Annotated in this window: 13 protein-coding genes; 10 read left to right on the top strand and 3 right to left on the bottom strand. The window is 66.4% G+C overall.

The window, feature by feature from the left end; all coding sequences use genetic code 11:
• Positions 1-47 precede the first annotated feature (47 nt).
• On the top strand, positions 48-800 hold the full coding sequence (gene tpiA / locus MI302_RS06800; RefSeq protein WP_239725280.1) for a triose-phosphate isomerase: 753 nt from the start codon (positions 48-50) through the stop codon (positions 798-800).
• Here the strand turns inward: tpiA and MI302_RS06795 are convergent.
• Positions 797-1,192, bottom strand: a complete 396-nt coding sequence (locus tag MI302_RS06795; RefSeq protein WP_008632333.1) for a type II toxin-antitoxin system VapC family toxin — start codon at positions 1,190-1,192, stop codon at positions 797-799. The two genes, tpiA and MI302_RS06795, sit on opposite strands and share 4 nt — an antisense overlap.
• Positions 1,189-1,413, bottom strand: a complete 225-nt coding sequence (locus tag MI302_RS06790; protein WP_008632330.1) for a CopG family transcriptional regulator — start codon at positions 1,411-1,413, stop codon at positions 1,189-1,191. Before MI302_RS06790 ends, MI302_RS06795 begins: the two co-directional genes overlap by 4 nt.
• Before the next feature lie 101 nt (positions 1,414-1,514).
• On the opposite strand from MI302_RS06790, the gene MI302_RS06785 reads away from it, so the two are divergent.
• The 8 genes from MI302_RS06785 (at position 1,515) to MI302_RS06750 (ending at position 10,540) form a co-directional block, all read left to right on the top strand.
• On the top strand, positions 1,515-2,978 hold the full coding sequence (locus MI302_RS06785; protein WP_015717249.1) for a hypothetical protein: 1,464 nt from the start codon (positions 1,515-1,517) through the stop codon (positions 2,976-2,978).
• Between the two features lie 345 nt (positions 2,979-3,323).
• Complete coding sequence (locus MI302_RS06780; RefSeq protein ID WP_018112301.1) at positions 3,324-4,742, top strand: radical SAM/SPASM domain-containing protein; 1,419 nt, start codon at positions 3,324-3,326, stop codon at positions 4,740-4,742.
• A gap of 199 nt (positions 4,743-4,941) precedes the next feature.
• Positions 4,942-5,694 (top strand): ABC transporter, encoded by a 753-nt coding sequence (locus MI302_RS06775; RefSeq protein ID WP_015717245.1) that lies wholly within the window; start codon positions 4,942-4,944, stop codon positions 5,692-5,694.
• Between the two features lie 8 nt (positions 5,695-5,702).
• Positions 5,703-6,464, top strand: a complete 762-nt coding sequence (locus MI302_RS06770) for a hypothetical protein (protein WP_019550167.1) — start codon at positions 5,703-5,705, stop codon at positions 6,462-6,464.
• A complete protein-coding gene (locus tag MI302_RS06765) occupies positions 6,464-7,375 on the top strand; it encodes an ABC transporter ATP-binding protein (protein ID WP_015717243.1) in 912 nt (303 codons plus the stop codon). The genes MI302_RS06770 and MI302_RS06765 overlap by 1 nt, the downstream gene beginning before the upstream one ends.
• A gap of 20 nt (positions 7,376-7,395) precedes the next feature.
• Positions 7,396-8,514 carry a pyridoxal phosphate-dependent aminotransferase gene (locus tag MI302_RS06760; protein WP_239725279.1) on the top strand — a complete coding sequence of 373 codons (1,119 nt, stop codon included), beginning with the start codon at positions 7,396-7,398 and terminating at the stop codon, positions 8,512-8,514.
• On the top strand, positions 8,511-9,551 hold the full coding sequence (gene pdhA / locus MI302_RS06755) for a pyruvate dehydrogenase (acetyl-transferring) E1 component subunit alpha (RefSeq protein ID WP_126169695.1): 1,041 nt from the start codon (positions 8,511-8,513) through the stop codon (positions 9,549-9,551). The genes MI302_RS06760 and pdhA overlap by 4 nt, the downstream gene beginning before the upstream one ends.
• Positions 9,545-10,540 carry an alpha-ketoacid dehydrogenase subunit beta gene (locus MI302_RS06750; RefSeq protein ID WP_038030600.1) on the top strand — a complete coding sequence of 332 codons (996 nt, stop codon included), beginning with the start codon at positions 9,545-9,547 and terminating at the stop codon, positions 10,538-10,540. The genes pdhA and MI302_RS06750 overlap by 7 nt, the downstream gene beginning before the upstream one ends.
• 63 nt (positions 10,541-10,603) lie before the next feature.
• On the opposite strand, the gene MI302_RS06745 is transcribed toward MI302_RS06750, so the two are convergent.
• Positions 10,604-11,053, bottom strand: coding sequence for a DCC1-like thiol-disulfide oxidoreductase family protein (locus MI302_RS06745; protein WP_239725278.1), 450 nt, complete (start codon positions 11,051-11,053; stop codon positions 10,604-10,606).
• Between the two features lie 102 nt (positions 11,054-11,155).
• Between MI302_RS06745 and hemL the strand changes: the two genes are divergently transcribed.
• Entirely contained in the window at positions 11,156-12,430 is a 1,275-nt protein-coding gene (hemL, locus tag MI302_RS06740; RefSeq protein ID WP_239725277.1) for a glutamate-1-semialdehyde 2,1-aminomutase, read from the top strand.
• Positions 12,431-12,433: the final 3 nt, after the last annotated feature.

The following is a 12,433-nucleotide window of genomic DNA, read 5'->3' as shown; positions in this document are numbered from 1 at the left end:
AATCCGGCCACGCCCCCTGGGGCGGGGTTTTCCTGTAGGATAGCGGCATGCGCAGGGTTTTGGTGGCAGGAAACTGGAAGATGCACAAGGTGCCCTCGGAGGCTAGGGTCTGGCTTGCCGAGCTCAGGAGGCTTCTGCCTCCTTTAGAGTCCGAGGTGGCGGTGCTGCCTGCCTTTCCCATGCTTCCCGTGGCCAGGGAGGTGCTTTCCGGTGCCCAGGTGGCCTACGGGGCCCAGGATGTCTCCCCCCACCGGGAAGGCGCCTATACGGGGGAGGTTTCCGCCCGGATGCTTTCCGATCTCGGGTGCCGCTACACCATCGTGGGGCACTCGGAGAGGCGGCGCTACCACCACGAGACGGATACCCTGGTGGCGGAGAAGGCGAAAAGGCTTTTGGAGGAGGGGGTTACCCCCATCCTTTGCGTGGGGGAACCCTTGGAGGTGAGGGAAAGGGGAGAGGCGGTGCCCTATACCCTGGCCCAGTTGAGGGGGAGCCTCGAGGGGGTGAACCCCCCGGGTCCTGAGGCCTTGGTGATTGCCTACGAGCCGGTCTGGGCCATCGGCACCGGGCGGAACGCCACCCCACAGGACGCCGAGGCCATGCACCAGGCCATCCGGCAGGCCCTGGCCGAGCTTTACGGCGAGGAGTTCGCCAGGAGGGTGCGGATCCTTTATGGGGGGAGCGTGAACCCCAAGAACTTCGCCGATCTCCTTTCCATGCCCAACGTGGACGGGGGGCTCGTGGGCGGGGCGAGCCTGGAGCTTGAAAGCTTCCTCGCCCTCCTCCGGATCGCGGGTTAGGGGAGTACCCGGATGGTCCCCTCCTGCGCCACCACGTGAAGGTGCCGGTCCAAGCTTAGGACCAGGCCCCCGTTCCGCTCGGCTACGGCGACGACCGCGGCGTCGGCAAAGCCCAAGGGCAGGTCCCGGTACCGGGCCACGAGCGCCCTGACCCGGGGCAGGTCTTCTTCCCCGCATTCCAGGGAGAAAGCCCCGGCCTCGAGGTCTTGGAGGAAGGCCTCGAGGGCCCCAAGGCCCAGGCGCCTTTCCGCGAGGTAGGCGATCTCGGCGAGGATGCCCATGGGCACCAGGTAGGGACCTGGATCAGAAAGAAGGAGCGCCTTAACGCGGCCGTGGTCCGGGTCCTTCCGGTTCAGGAGGGCGAAGAGGGCGGAGGTGTCCAGAGTGATCATCGCTCGGACCAGACCCTTTCCAGCCACCCCTCGGAGGCGCGCCCGGAGAGCTCCTCGTCCTCGCCCACGCCTAGGGAACGAAAGGCGGGTCTTTGGCGCTGGGTAAGGTAAGCGGCCAAGGCCTCCCGGATGAGCTCTGCCTGGCTTTTGCCCTCCCGCCGCGCGGCCTCCTTTAGGGCGCGGTGAAGCTCAGGGGGGAGGTAGAGGGTCGTCTTCTCCATGTCTTCACTGTACACCTTATATGGTAGGTGTCGTCAGCGGACCTCGAGGGTCAGAGCCGCAGGGGCGGAAGCTCAGGCCCTCACACGTCTAAAATGGCTCCATGGCCCTGGATTTCCCGGCAAGCCCCCTGGCCCCCGCCCTCCGCCTCCTGGAGGAAGGGCGGGACCGGGAGGCGGAAGCCCTCCTCCAAACTTCCCAAGAAGGCCTCCCGGAGGCCGAGCGCCTGGCCCTTCTAGGCTTCGTAGAGGCCCGTAAGGGGAACCTTCGGGCCTACCGCGCCCTGGCCCTGGAGGCCGCCCGAAGGGCCCAGACCCCCCTCACCCTCTACCACCTGGGCCTGGCCCTCCCTCCAAAGGCGGGGGCCCTGGCCCTGGAGGAGGCCCTCCACCGCTTCCAGGGAGACCCCAAGGCCGAGGCCCGCCTCGCCTTCGCCCTGGCCCGCGCCCTAAGGGGGCTTGGCCGCCTCAGGGAGGCCCTGGGCTACGCCGCTCTTGCCCTTGCCCGGGGCTTTGGCCCCTTCGCCCTCCTGGAGTGGGCCTGGCTCGCCCTCCTCGCCGAGGAGGACCCTCCCCTCCCCGACCTCCTCCGGCAGGTGGAACTCCTGGCCCTGGAGGGGGGCACGGGGCTCTACGCCCGCTTCCTCATGGCCCACCTGCGCTTCCTCCAGGGGGAGGAGGCCTCGGGGAGGGCCTACCTGCGGAAGGCCCTTGGCGAGGCCCCTCTTCCCGCCCTTCCCTACCTCGCCCCCGCCGGGGTGCGCCTCCTGGGGAAGGAGGTCCTCCCCTTCCTCCTGGCGGCGAGGCCCTGGGCCAAGGAGCCCCTCACCCAGGCCCTCCTCGCCTTGGCCGAAGGGCTCTACCGGGAGGACGAGGAAGGGGTGGCCAAGACCCTGCCCCTCCTCCTGGAGGAGGTGGCGGAGGAGGCCATGCGGGGCCTCCTCTTCCTGGGAAGGCCCCACCCCCTCCTGGGAGAGCTCTCCCGGAGGGGGCAGGAGCTCCTCTGGGCCGCAAGCCCCTCGGCCCACTTCCAGGCCCTGGGAGAGCCAAGGCTTGGGGGCAAGCCCCTCCCCCTGCGCCAGGCGGAGCTCCTCGTCCTCCTCCTCGCCCGGAAGGAGGGGTGGAGGGGGGAGGAGCTGGCCCTGGCCCTCTACGGGGAGGCCAACGGGCCCGCCCTCCGCATGGAGGTGCTCCGCCTGAGGCAACGGGGGCTTGCCGTGAAAAGCCGGCCCTACCGCCTGGCCCAGGCCCTACAGGCGGACTTCTTGGAAGTATGGGGGGCCCTGCGTCAAGGAGACCTGAGCGGGGCCCTTGCCCGCTACCGGGGCCCCCTCCTCCCCCAGAGCCAGGCCCCGGGGGTGGAGGCCCTGAGGGCGGAGCTGGAAGAGGCCCTGAGGCGGGCGGTCTTGGCCCAGGGCGAGGTGGAAAGCCTCTTCCTCCTGGCCGAGCGCCTGGGGGAGGACCTGGGGGTCTGGGAGGCCCTCCTGGAGAGGCTACCCTCCCAAGACCCCCGCCTTCCCATCGCCCAGGCCCGGGTGGAAAGGCTCAGGAGGGAGTGGGGCCTCTAAGGTACCCCACCGCAGCTTTGGCCGCGGTGGGGGCCCCAAAAGGTATTCCCACAGCCCCGGCTTGGGCATCCCATGTTGCAAAGCCGAAGTGGCGCTTAGAGCCCAAGCCCCGGGGGCGGGCAGTGGGGGGCGAGGCACTGGGGAAGGACCCCAGAGCCCCCGAGGAGGGCGAGGAGAAGCCACAGGAACTGCATGTTTAAAGGCTACCCAGGCTTACGTAACCTCCGCGTAACGCCCTGGGGTCTTTATGAGAGTCTTCTGAGTTACGCGAGCGTTACCATCCCCTTGCTACCTTAAGGCCAGCCTGAGGATGGCCGAGAGGGGTGAAAGGGCATGCAAGACGGGATGTTGCAGCTACTCGTGGTGAACCTCCATGAACCCGCCCAGGCACCAGCCCGGGGAGGGGCAGCCTATAAGCCGAGCCGCTTCAACCACTTCCACACCCTGCTCACGGGCGAGAAGCTCGCCTTCAACTCCCTCTCCGGTGGCCTGGCCGTCTTGGATTCAGAAGGATGGGCGCGCTACACGGCCCTGGTCAAGGGGGAGCCCTTGGACCCCAAGAACCCTGTAGACCAGGGGCTCGTGGAAGGCCGCTTCGTCGTTCCCGAGAACTTTGACGAGCTGGCCTACCTTAAGACCCTCCACCTGCGGCAGCGCTACACCACGGAGGCCTGGAGCCTAACGATCTGTCCCACCATAGACTGCAACTTCGGCTGCGACTACTGCTTCCAGCGGCACCGGGTGAGCCGCATGACCGAAGCGGTTCAGGCCAAGCTCCTGGAGGTCTTCGCTCAAAAAGCCCCCCGCCTCAGCAAGTTCTTCGTCACCTGGTTTGGCGGTGAGCCTACCCTGGCCTGGGATGTCGTCCAGAGGCTATCCCAGGGGTTCTTGGAGGTAGCCGAGAGGAACCGCGTGGAGTACAGCGCGAGCCTCATCACGAACGGCTACCTCCTGGACGAAGGGAAGGTGGCGGACATGGTCCGTTACCGCATTCACCTGGTCCAGATCACCCTGGACGGGGACGCTCCCTACCACGACCAGCGCCGCCACCTCCTTACCGGGGAGGGGAGCTTTGAGCGCATCCTGGCCAACCTGCGCCTCTTCCTCGGGAAACCTGTCTTCGTCCACATCCGGGTCAACGTGGACGTCCGGAACCGCGAGGGTGTGCCCGCCCTCTTGAAGCGTCTGGCCGAGGAAGGGCTGGCCCACCAGGAGAACCTGCGGGTCTACTTTGCCCCCGTAACCTCCACCGCCCCGCCCAGCCACGGGGTCAAGGGGTTCTGCTTTACCCGCAAGGACTTCGCCCGGATTGAGCCGGAGTACTTCACCCTTGCGGAAAGCCTAGGCCTGGCCACCCTTCCCTACCCCTCCCTTCAGCTTGGAGGGTGCGTGGCTGCCCATCCGGAGGGCTTCGTGGTGGAGCCCGACGGCACCCTGCAGAAGTGTTGGGACACAGTGGGGCAGCCCGAGTTCGCCGTGGGCAACCTCCTGGAATACGATCCCCTGCAACTTGCGGAGAACCCCGTTTACCAGCGCTGGATGTCCTGGGACCCCTTCTCCGAAGAGCTCGCCTGCTCCCGTTGCACCTGGCTTCCTGCGTGCATGGGGGGGTGCCCCTTGAAGGTGGTCTTCCCCGAGGCCATGCCTGAGGGGAAGGTGGAGCTGGAGTGCACCACCTTCAAGTGGAACTGGAAGCGTACCTTTACTTTGCTAGCCGAACGTGCAGGCGAGGCGGAGCCGGCACCTCGGCCCTGCACGGGCTAGGGAAAGGAGGTGAGGAAAGATGCGGTGGATTGTAAAGCCTTCCCGGGTGCAGCCCTTGGGTGACCCGGGTTGCGGTGGAAGGATGCCCGCGCCCTGCCCTCAAAGATAATAGGGCTAATGTAGCCAAGTCCTGGATGGCAGCAGGCTACCAGGTGCCAAGAAACTTCCTGCTGCCATCCACATCTTTAGCGAGGTCTGCATGCTCTGGCCGCTTTGGAGCGAGTTCCTGCTCTCTTGGGCCCGAACCCGGCGTTACTGGTTCAACACGCTGGCAAACCTGGGGGGGAGCCTCCTCTACTTCTACGCAATCCTTTTGGGCTTTAGCCGGCTTACCCCCGAGGAGGCCCGCTTCTTGGACCCAGGCCCCCTGCTTCTGGTCTTCACGGCCTTCAACCTCACCTTGTTCACCTTCCAGTCCATCGCCTACACGGTCCAGGGCGAGGCGCAACTGGGGACCCTGGAACACATGGCCCTGGCCCGGGGAGGCCTCCTGCGCCAGCTCCTCCTTCGGGCCCTGGTGCAAAGCCTATTCGGGGTTCTCTGGAGCCTTTTGGTCCTCCTACCCTTGGCCTTGGCCTTCGGCGTGACCCTAGGCCCCCTGGCCCGCTGGCCTTTGGGGTTCTTGCCCCTTTTCCTGGCCGCCTTGGGCTTCGGCCTCCTCATGGGGGCCACTGCCTTGTACTTCAAGCAGGTGGACGAGTTTTTCACCATCGTCCAGTTCCTCTTCCTGCCCTACTTCTTTTATCTGGTCCGGTTTGAGCCCTGGATGGCCCACCTGCCCTTCGCCCCCGGGGTGCACCTCCTGCGGCTTAGCCTCTCAGGGGCGGAGGCGCCTTGGGGCCTGTTGGGCCTGGCCCTCTTTCAAGGGCTCCTCCTCTTCGCCCTGGGGCTTTGGGCCATGGCCTACATGTACCGCCTGGTGCGCAGGCGGGGTATATTGGGGAGGTTCTAGGAGGTGTGATGCTCTGCTGGCAACTCTGGAGCGAGTTTCTCCTGGAGTGGAACCTGACCAGGCGCTACTGGTTTGACACCCTGGCGGGGCTTTTGGCCTCCGTCCTCTTCTTCTACTCCATGGTCCTCGGCTTGGAGAACCTGACCCCCGAGGGGCTGGCGAGCCTAGGTCTGGACCTGGGCCCCCTCCTCCTGGTCTTCGCCGCCTTCAACCTGGTGGTGGGCACCTTTCAGTCCATCGCCTATTCCGTCCAGTCCGAGGCCGCCTTAGGCACCCTGGAGCATCTGGGCCTGGCCCGGGGAGGGCTTCTCCGACAGCTCCTCCTGCGCGCCCTCGTACGGGGACTTCAGGGCATCACCACAAGCGCTCTTGTCCTCCTTCCCCTCGCCCTTCTCCTCGGGGTGCGGCTCGCCCCCGCCCCCTGGTGGCCTTTGAGCCTTTTGCTTCTCTACCTCGCCGCCCTAGGCTTCGCTCTGGGCATGGGGGCCCTCGCCCTTCACTTCAAGCGGGTGGAGGGCTTCTTCACCATCGTCCAGTTCCTTTTCCTGCCCTACTTCTTCTCCCTGGTTCGCTTCGCTCCCTGGATGACCCCCCTCCCCTTTGCCCCAGGGACGCAGCTCCTGAAGCTCGCCCTCACCGGGGAGGGGGCGTTCCCCGGGCTTCTCCTCCTCGCCTTCGTGCAGGCCCTCCTCTTTCTCGGGGCGGGGCTTTTCGCCATGGCCTGGGTCTACGCGGCGGTGCGGCGGAGGGGCCTATTAGGGAGGTACTGATGCGGCTTTTGGTGCAGAACGTCCACAAGCGCTTCGGCAAGCTGGAGGCCCTCAAGGGGGTGAGCCTGGAGCTTGGGGCCGGGGAGATCCTGGGCCTTTTGGGCCCCAACGGGGCGGGCAAGACCACCCTCATCAAGGTCGTCCTCGGCCTCCTCCTCCCCGACGCGGGAGAGGTGGTCCTGGAAGAGGGCGGGGCGCGGCGCAGGCCCCAGGGCCACGAGTTCGGCGTCCTCCTGGAGGGAAGCCGCAACCTCTACGTCAACCTGAGCCTCCTGGTGAACGCCCTCTACTTCGGGGGCATCCGGGGGCTTCCCCCAAAGGAAGTCCGCCCCCGGTTTGAGGCCTGGCTGGAGCGCTTCGGCCTAAAGGACCGCCTCCACGCCCCCCTCGCCTCCCTCTCCCGGGGCATGCAGCAGAAGGCGGCCTTGGCCCTGGCCCTGGCCCTCAAGCCCCGCTTCCTCCTCCTGGACGAGCCTACCCTGGGCCTGGACCCCGTGAGCCGGAGGGAGTTTGAGGGGATCCTCCTGGAGCTTAAGAAGGAGGGCTGGGGTATCCTCCTCACCTCCCACGACCTCGAGGTGGTGGAGCGGGTGAGCGACCGGGTGGCCTTCCTCCACCGGGGGGAGGTGCGGCGGCAGGGCCCCACCCGGGCCCTCCTCCGGGACTGGGCCGGGGAGGGGTACCGGGTGCGCCTCGCCGAGCCCAAGGCGGAGGCCCTCCTCAAGGCCCTGGGCCCCGGCTGGAGTGCGGAAGGCCCCGAGGTCCTCTTCTTCCTGGGGCCGTGGGAGGCGCTGCGGGAGGTCTTGGGAACCCTCCCCGTGGAAGTGTTGGAGGTCTCCCGGGGGACGCCGAGCCTCGAGGCCCTCTTCCTCCACCTCTTCGGGGAGGCCCGCCCTTCCCCCAGCGCATAACTTTGCGCTACCCTATCCCCATGCGCCTCCACCCCCGCACCGAGGCGGCCAAGGAGAGCATCTTCCCCAGGATGAGCCAGCTCGCCCAGCGCCTTGGGGCGGTAAACCTGGGCCAGGGTTTTCCCTCCAACCCACCGCCTGCCTTCCTCCTCGAGGCGGTGCGCAAGGCCTTAGGGCGCTACGACCAGTACGCTCCCCCGGCGGGGCTTCCCCTGCTCAGGGAAGCCCTGGCGGAAGAGTTCGGGGTGGAGCCCGAGCACGTGGTGGTCACCTCCGGGGCCACGGAGGCCATACATGTTCTCCTGCAGAGCCTGGTGGGTCCCGGGGACGAGGTGGTGGTCCTGGAGCCCTTCTTCGACGTGTACCTGCCCGATGCCTTCCTGGCCGGGGCCGAGGCCAGGCTGGTGCGGCTTGAACTTGGGGAAAAGGGCTTCCGTCTGGACCTCTTTGCCTTGGAGAAAGCCATCACCCCCCGCACCCGCCTACTTCTGGTCAACGCCCCCATGAACCCCACGGGCTTGGTCTTCCGCGAGGAGGAGCTAAGGGCCCTGGCAACCTTGGCCCAAAGGCACGACCTCTTCCTGGTTTCCGACGAGGTGTACGACGAGCTTTACTTTGGGCAGAGGCCAAGACGCCTGAGGGAGTTCGCTCCCGAGCGCACCTTTACCGTGGGGAGTGCGGGGAAGCGCCTCGAGGCCACGGGTTACCGGGTGGGCTGGATCGTGGGGCCCAAGGAGTTCATGCCCGCCCTGGCGGGGATGCGCCAGTGGACCAGCTTCTCCGCTCCAAGCCCCCTGCAGGCGGGGGTGGCGGAGGCCTTGAGGCTGGCCCGGAAAGAGGGGTTTTACGAGGCCCTGCGGGAAGGCTACCGGAAGAGGCGGGACCTGCTCCTTTCCGGGCTCAGGTCCATGGGCCTCAAGGCTTACGAGCCTGAGGGTACCTACTTCCTCATGGCCGAGCTTCCCGGCTTTGATGCCTTCCAGCTGGTGGAAGCAGCCAGGGTGGCCTTGATTCCCGCCAGCGCCTTCTACCGGGAAGACCCTCCTCCTGGGCTTTTCCGCTTTGCCTTCTGCAAGAGCGAGGAGGAGATCTCCCTGGCCCTGGGCCGCCTGGCCGCCGTGGTAAACTCCCCTGCGTGAAACCCAAGGTGGTCCAGTACCTGGATAGAGGAGAGCTTCCCCTTAAGGAGGGGGAAGCCCTTGCCCTCTACCGGGCCATGCGCCGGGCCCGGTTTTTCGACGAGAAGGCCTTGACCCTTCAGCGCCAGGGGCGGCTTGGGGTCTATGCCCCCTTTATGGGCCAGGAGGCGGCCCAGGTGGGGGTGGCCCTGGCCTTGGGGGAGAGGGACTGGGTGGTGCCCAGCTACCGGGAGTCCGCCCTGCTCCTGGCCCGGGGGCTTCCCATCCACGTCCTGATCCTTTACTGGCGGGCCCACCCCGCAGGCTGGCGCTTTCCCGAGGAGGTACGGGCGGTGAATCCCTATATCCCCATCGCCACCCAGATTCCCCAGGCGGTGGGTCTGGCCCTGGCGGGCCGGTACCGGGGGGAGGACTGGGTAGTGGCCACCTCCATCGGGGATGGCGGGACCAGCGAAGGGGATTTCCACGAGGGGCTTAACTTTGCCGCGGTTTTTGATGCCCCGGTCCTCTTCCTGGTGCAGAACAACGGCTACGCCATCAGCGTGCCCCGGAGCCGGCAGATGCGGGTGGACTTCATCGCCAGGAGGGCGGAGGGGTATGGGATTCCCGGGGTGGTGGTGGACGGCAACGACGCCGTGGCCGTTTACCTGGAGGCCAGGAAGGCGGTGGAACGGGCACGGAAGGGGGAGGGCCCCACCCTCCTCGAGGCCCTCACCTACCGCCTGGCCCCCCACACCACCTCCGACGACCCGAGCCGCTACCGCACCCGGGAGGAGGAGGAAGCCTGGCGCTCCAAGGATCCCATCCTGCGCCTCCGCAAGGCCCTGGAGGCGGCGGGGCTTTGGGATGGGGATGCGGAGGAGGTTCTTTTGAGGGAGCTGGAGGAGGAGTTTGCTCGGGAGCTGGCCTTGGCCGACCAGGCTCCCGAGCCCAGCCCTGAGAGGATTGTGGAGCACGTCTACAAGGAAATGGGTCCTGACCAGAAGCGGGCCTGGGAGGCCTTGAGGCAAGGGAAGCACGTGGAGGAGCTATGGTAGCGGAAAAGGCCAGGGTGCTGAACCTGGTCCAGGCCATCAACGAGGCCCTGGACCTGGCCTTGGCTCGGGACGAGCGGGTTTTGGTCTTCGGGGAGGACGTGGGACGGCTTGGGGGGGTGTTCCGGGTTACGGAGGGCCTCCAGGCCAAATACGGCGAGGGCCGGGTGTTCGATACCCCCCTGGCGGAAAGCGGCATCCTGGGCCTGGCCATTGGCCTCGCCATGGGAGGGATGCGACCTGTGGCGGAGATCCAGTTCGCTGGTTTTCTCTACCCAGCCCTGGACCAGATCCTTTCCCACCTGGGCCGCTGGCGCCATCGTTCCCGGGGGCGGGTGGGTCTCCCTGTGGTGGTGCGGGCTCCTTATGGGGGAGGGGTGCACACTCCCGAACAGCATGCGGACTCCCCTGAAGCCCTTTTGGCGCATGCCCCTGGGGTTAAGGTGGTGATTCCCTCGAGCCCTGAAAGGGCCAAGGGCCTCCTCCTCGCCGCCATAGAGGACGAGGACCCCGTCTTCTTCCTGGAGGCCATCAAGCTTTACCGGGGAGCCCGGGCCGCGGTGCCTGAGGGCTACTATACCCTCCCCTTGGGCAGGGCCCGGGTGGTGCGGGAAGGGAAGCATGCCACCCTGATCGGCTACGGGGGCATGGTGGAGGTGATGCTGGAGGCGGCGGAAGTAGCGGCTCGGGAGGGTGTGGAGGTCATGGTGGTGGACCTGGAAACCCTGGTCCCTTTGGACGAGGACACCCTTCTGGAAGCCGTTCGGGAAACCGGCCGGGCGGTGGTGGTCTACGAGGCCATGCGCACCGGAGGATTTGGGGCCGAGATCGCTGCCCGGATCGCCGAGGGGGCTATCGACCACCTCCAGGCTCCTGTGGTGCGGGTGGCGGGTTACGATGCCCCCTATCCTCCCTTCAGCGCCATCGAGCACCACTATCGCCCCAACGCTCGCCGGGTGCTGGCGGCCTTAAGGCGGGTGCTCACCTACTAGGGCGGTCCAGTTCAAGAGGCTTGGGCGCGGCTGGGGAGCCGACGAGCCAGGGGGGTAGTGCCCTTATTCGAGGGGAAACCGCGTGTCCTTTGGGGTGCACGCTCCACCCTTACATCCTATGTCTGGGATAAGTGTTCGGTTTTCCGCAAGCCAGCGGTACACCTTAGGCCCGAGGCCGGTTAACTTGAGGAGGGCAAGCGCAGGCAGGAAAGGCCAGAGGGGAGGAAGGAATTTGGCCAGCAAGACGAGGGCGTCGAAGCCTCGGGCAACCTCATGTTTCTCCCCTGCTTGCCATACCACGTGGATTTCTCGATCTAGGGCTTGGGATGTGAGGCCGAAGCCTTCGAAGCCTGAGTCTTTGCGGTACGAGGTAACCTGGCAGAGGCCAAGAAGGTCCAGGCGCAGGATTAAGTGCCCTGCTCTGGTGCAGAGAGGGCAGCTGCCGTCTATGTAGACGAGGAGCCTAGGAGTATGGGCCTTTTCGACCCTGAAAAGGCCATCTTTGCCCCGCATGCTCATAAGGAACCTTACCACGTAGGTTCAGGGGCTGGGCATCCTTTGGTTACATGGCCGGGGGGTTTGGCCACGGCTTTCCACTGGCGTAAAGTGAAGGGTATGGAGAGGCCCATTTCCGAGCGGCTTTTTTCCGAGGCGCAAGCCCACATCCCGGGCGGGGTTTCCAGCCCCGTTAGGGCCTTCAAGGCGGTGGGGGGTACCCCTCCCTTCCTGGTGCGGGGGGAGGGAGCCTACGTGTGGGACGCCGATGGGAACCGGTACGTGGACTACGTGCTGAGCTGGGGGCCCTTGATTCTGGGCCACGCCCACCCGGAGGTGGTCAGGAGGGTGAAGGAGGTGGCGGAGCAGGGCCTGACCTTCGGGGCTCCCCATCCCCTCGAGGCCGAGCTGGCCAAGGCGGTGAAGCGGGCCTACCCCCAGGTGGAGCTGGTGCGTTTCGTGAACTCGGGGACCGAGGCCACCATGAGCGCCTTGCGCCTGGCCAGGGGATATACAGGGAGAAAGTATGTTGTCAAGTTCCGGGGCAACTACCACGGGCATGCGGATGGCCTTTTGGTGGAGGCGGGAAGTGGAGCCCTCACCTTGGGCGTGCCCAGCAGCGCCGGGGTGCCCGAGGAGTACGCCAGCCTTACCCTGGTCCTGGAGTACAACGATCCCGAGGGGCTTAGGGAGCTTCTTAGGGTACGGGGTGAGGAGATCGCCGCCATCATCTTTGAGCCGGTGGTGGGCAACGCCGGGGTCCTTATCCCCACGGAGGAGTTCCTCAAGGCCTTGCACCAGGCCCGGGAGTACGGAATCCTCCTCATCGCCGACGAGGTGATGACGGGCTTTCGCCTGGCCTTCGGTGGGGCCACGGAGCGGCTTGGGCTTAAGCCCGATCTCATCACCCTGGGCAAAATCCTGGGAGGCGGCCTTCCCGTCGCCGCCTACGGGGGCAGGCGGGAGATCATGGAAGAGGTGGCCCCCTTGGGACCCGTCTACCAGGCGGGAACCCTTTCGGGGAATCCCCTGGCCATGGCCGCGGGCCTGGCTACCCTGGAGATCCTGGAGAGGAATCCCGGCTACTACGGGTACCTGGAAACCCTGGGGGCCAGGCTGGAGGCAGGGCTCAAGGAGGTGCTTTCCCAAAAGGGTCTTCCCCACACGGTAAACCGCCTGGGCTCCATGATCACGGTTTTCTTCACCGAAGGGCCCGTGGCCACCTTTCAGGAGGCCAGGCGCACGGATACGGAGCTCTTCAAGCGCTTCTTCCACGGCCTGTTGGACCGGGGGGTGTACTGGCCGCCCTCCAACTTTGAGGCGGCCTTTCTGTCTGTGGCGCATAAGGAGGAGGATGTGGCCCTTACCCTCGAGGCCCTGGAGAAAGCCCTCTAGCCC

The sequence above is a fragment of the Thermus sp. NEB1569 genome, assembly GCF_022385295.1.
Taxonomy (GTDB): Bacteria; Deinococcota; Deinococci; order Deinococcales; family Thermaceae; genus Thermus; species Thermus scotoductus.
The sequence above is the reverse complement of the archived record's forward strand: the minus strand, read 5'-3'. Positions and strand labels throughout refer to the sequence as shown.

Excerpts from the sequence above, each read along its gene's own strand:
- MI302_RS06760 (WP_239725279.1), top strand. The coding sequence starts at position 7,396 with ATGCGCCTCCACCCCCGCACCGAGGCGGCCAAGGAGAGCATCTTCCCC.
- MI302_RS06780 (WP_018112301.1), top strand. The coding sequence starts at position 3,324 with ATGTTGCAGCTACTCGTGGTGAACCTCCATGAACCCGCCCAGGCACCA.
- MI302_RS06745 (WP_239725278.1), bottom strand. The coding sequence starts at position 11,053 with ATGCGGGGCAAAGATGGCCTTTTCAGGGTCGAAAAGGCCCATACTCCT.
- MI302_RS06750 (WP_038030600.1), top strand. The coding sequence starts at position 9,545 with ATGGTAGCGGAAAAGGCCAGGGTGCTGAACCTGGTCCAGGCCATCAAC.
- hemL (WP_239725277.1), top strand. The coding sequence starts at position 11,156 with ATGGAGAGGCCCATTTCCGAGCGGCTTTTTTCCGAGGCGCAAGCCCAC.
- MI302_RS06795 (WP_008632333.1), bottom strand. The coding sequence starts at position 1,192 with ATGATCACTCTGGACACCTCCGCCCTCTTCGCCCTCCTGAACCGGAAG.
- MI302_RS06775 (WP_015717245.1), top strand. The coding sequence starts at position 4,942 with ATGCTCTGGCCGCTTTGGAGCGAGTTCCTGCTCTCTTGGGCCCGAACC.
- MI302_RS06785 (WP_015717249.1), top strand. The coding sequence starts at position 1,515 with ATGGCCCTGGATTTCCCGGCAAGCCCCCTGGCCCCCGCCCTCCGCCTC.
- MI302_RS06790 (WP_008632330.1), bottom strand. The coding sequence starts at position 1,413 with ATGGAGAAGACGACCCTCTACCTCCCCCCTGAGCTTCACCGCGCCCTA.
- MI302_RS06770 (WP_019550167.1), top strand. The coding sequence starts at position 5,703 with ATGCTCTGCTGGCAACTCTGGAGCGAGTTTCTCCTGGAGTGGAACCTG.
- MI302_RS06765 (WP_015717243.1), top strand. The coding sequence starts at position 6,464 with ATGCGGCTTTTGGTGCAGAACGTCCACAAGCGCTTCGGCAAGCTGGAG.
- tpiA (WP_239725280.1), top strand. The coding sequence starts at position 48 with ATGCGCAGGGTTTTGGTGGCAGGAAACTGGAAGATGCACAAGGTGCCC.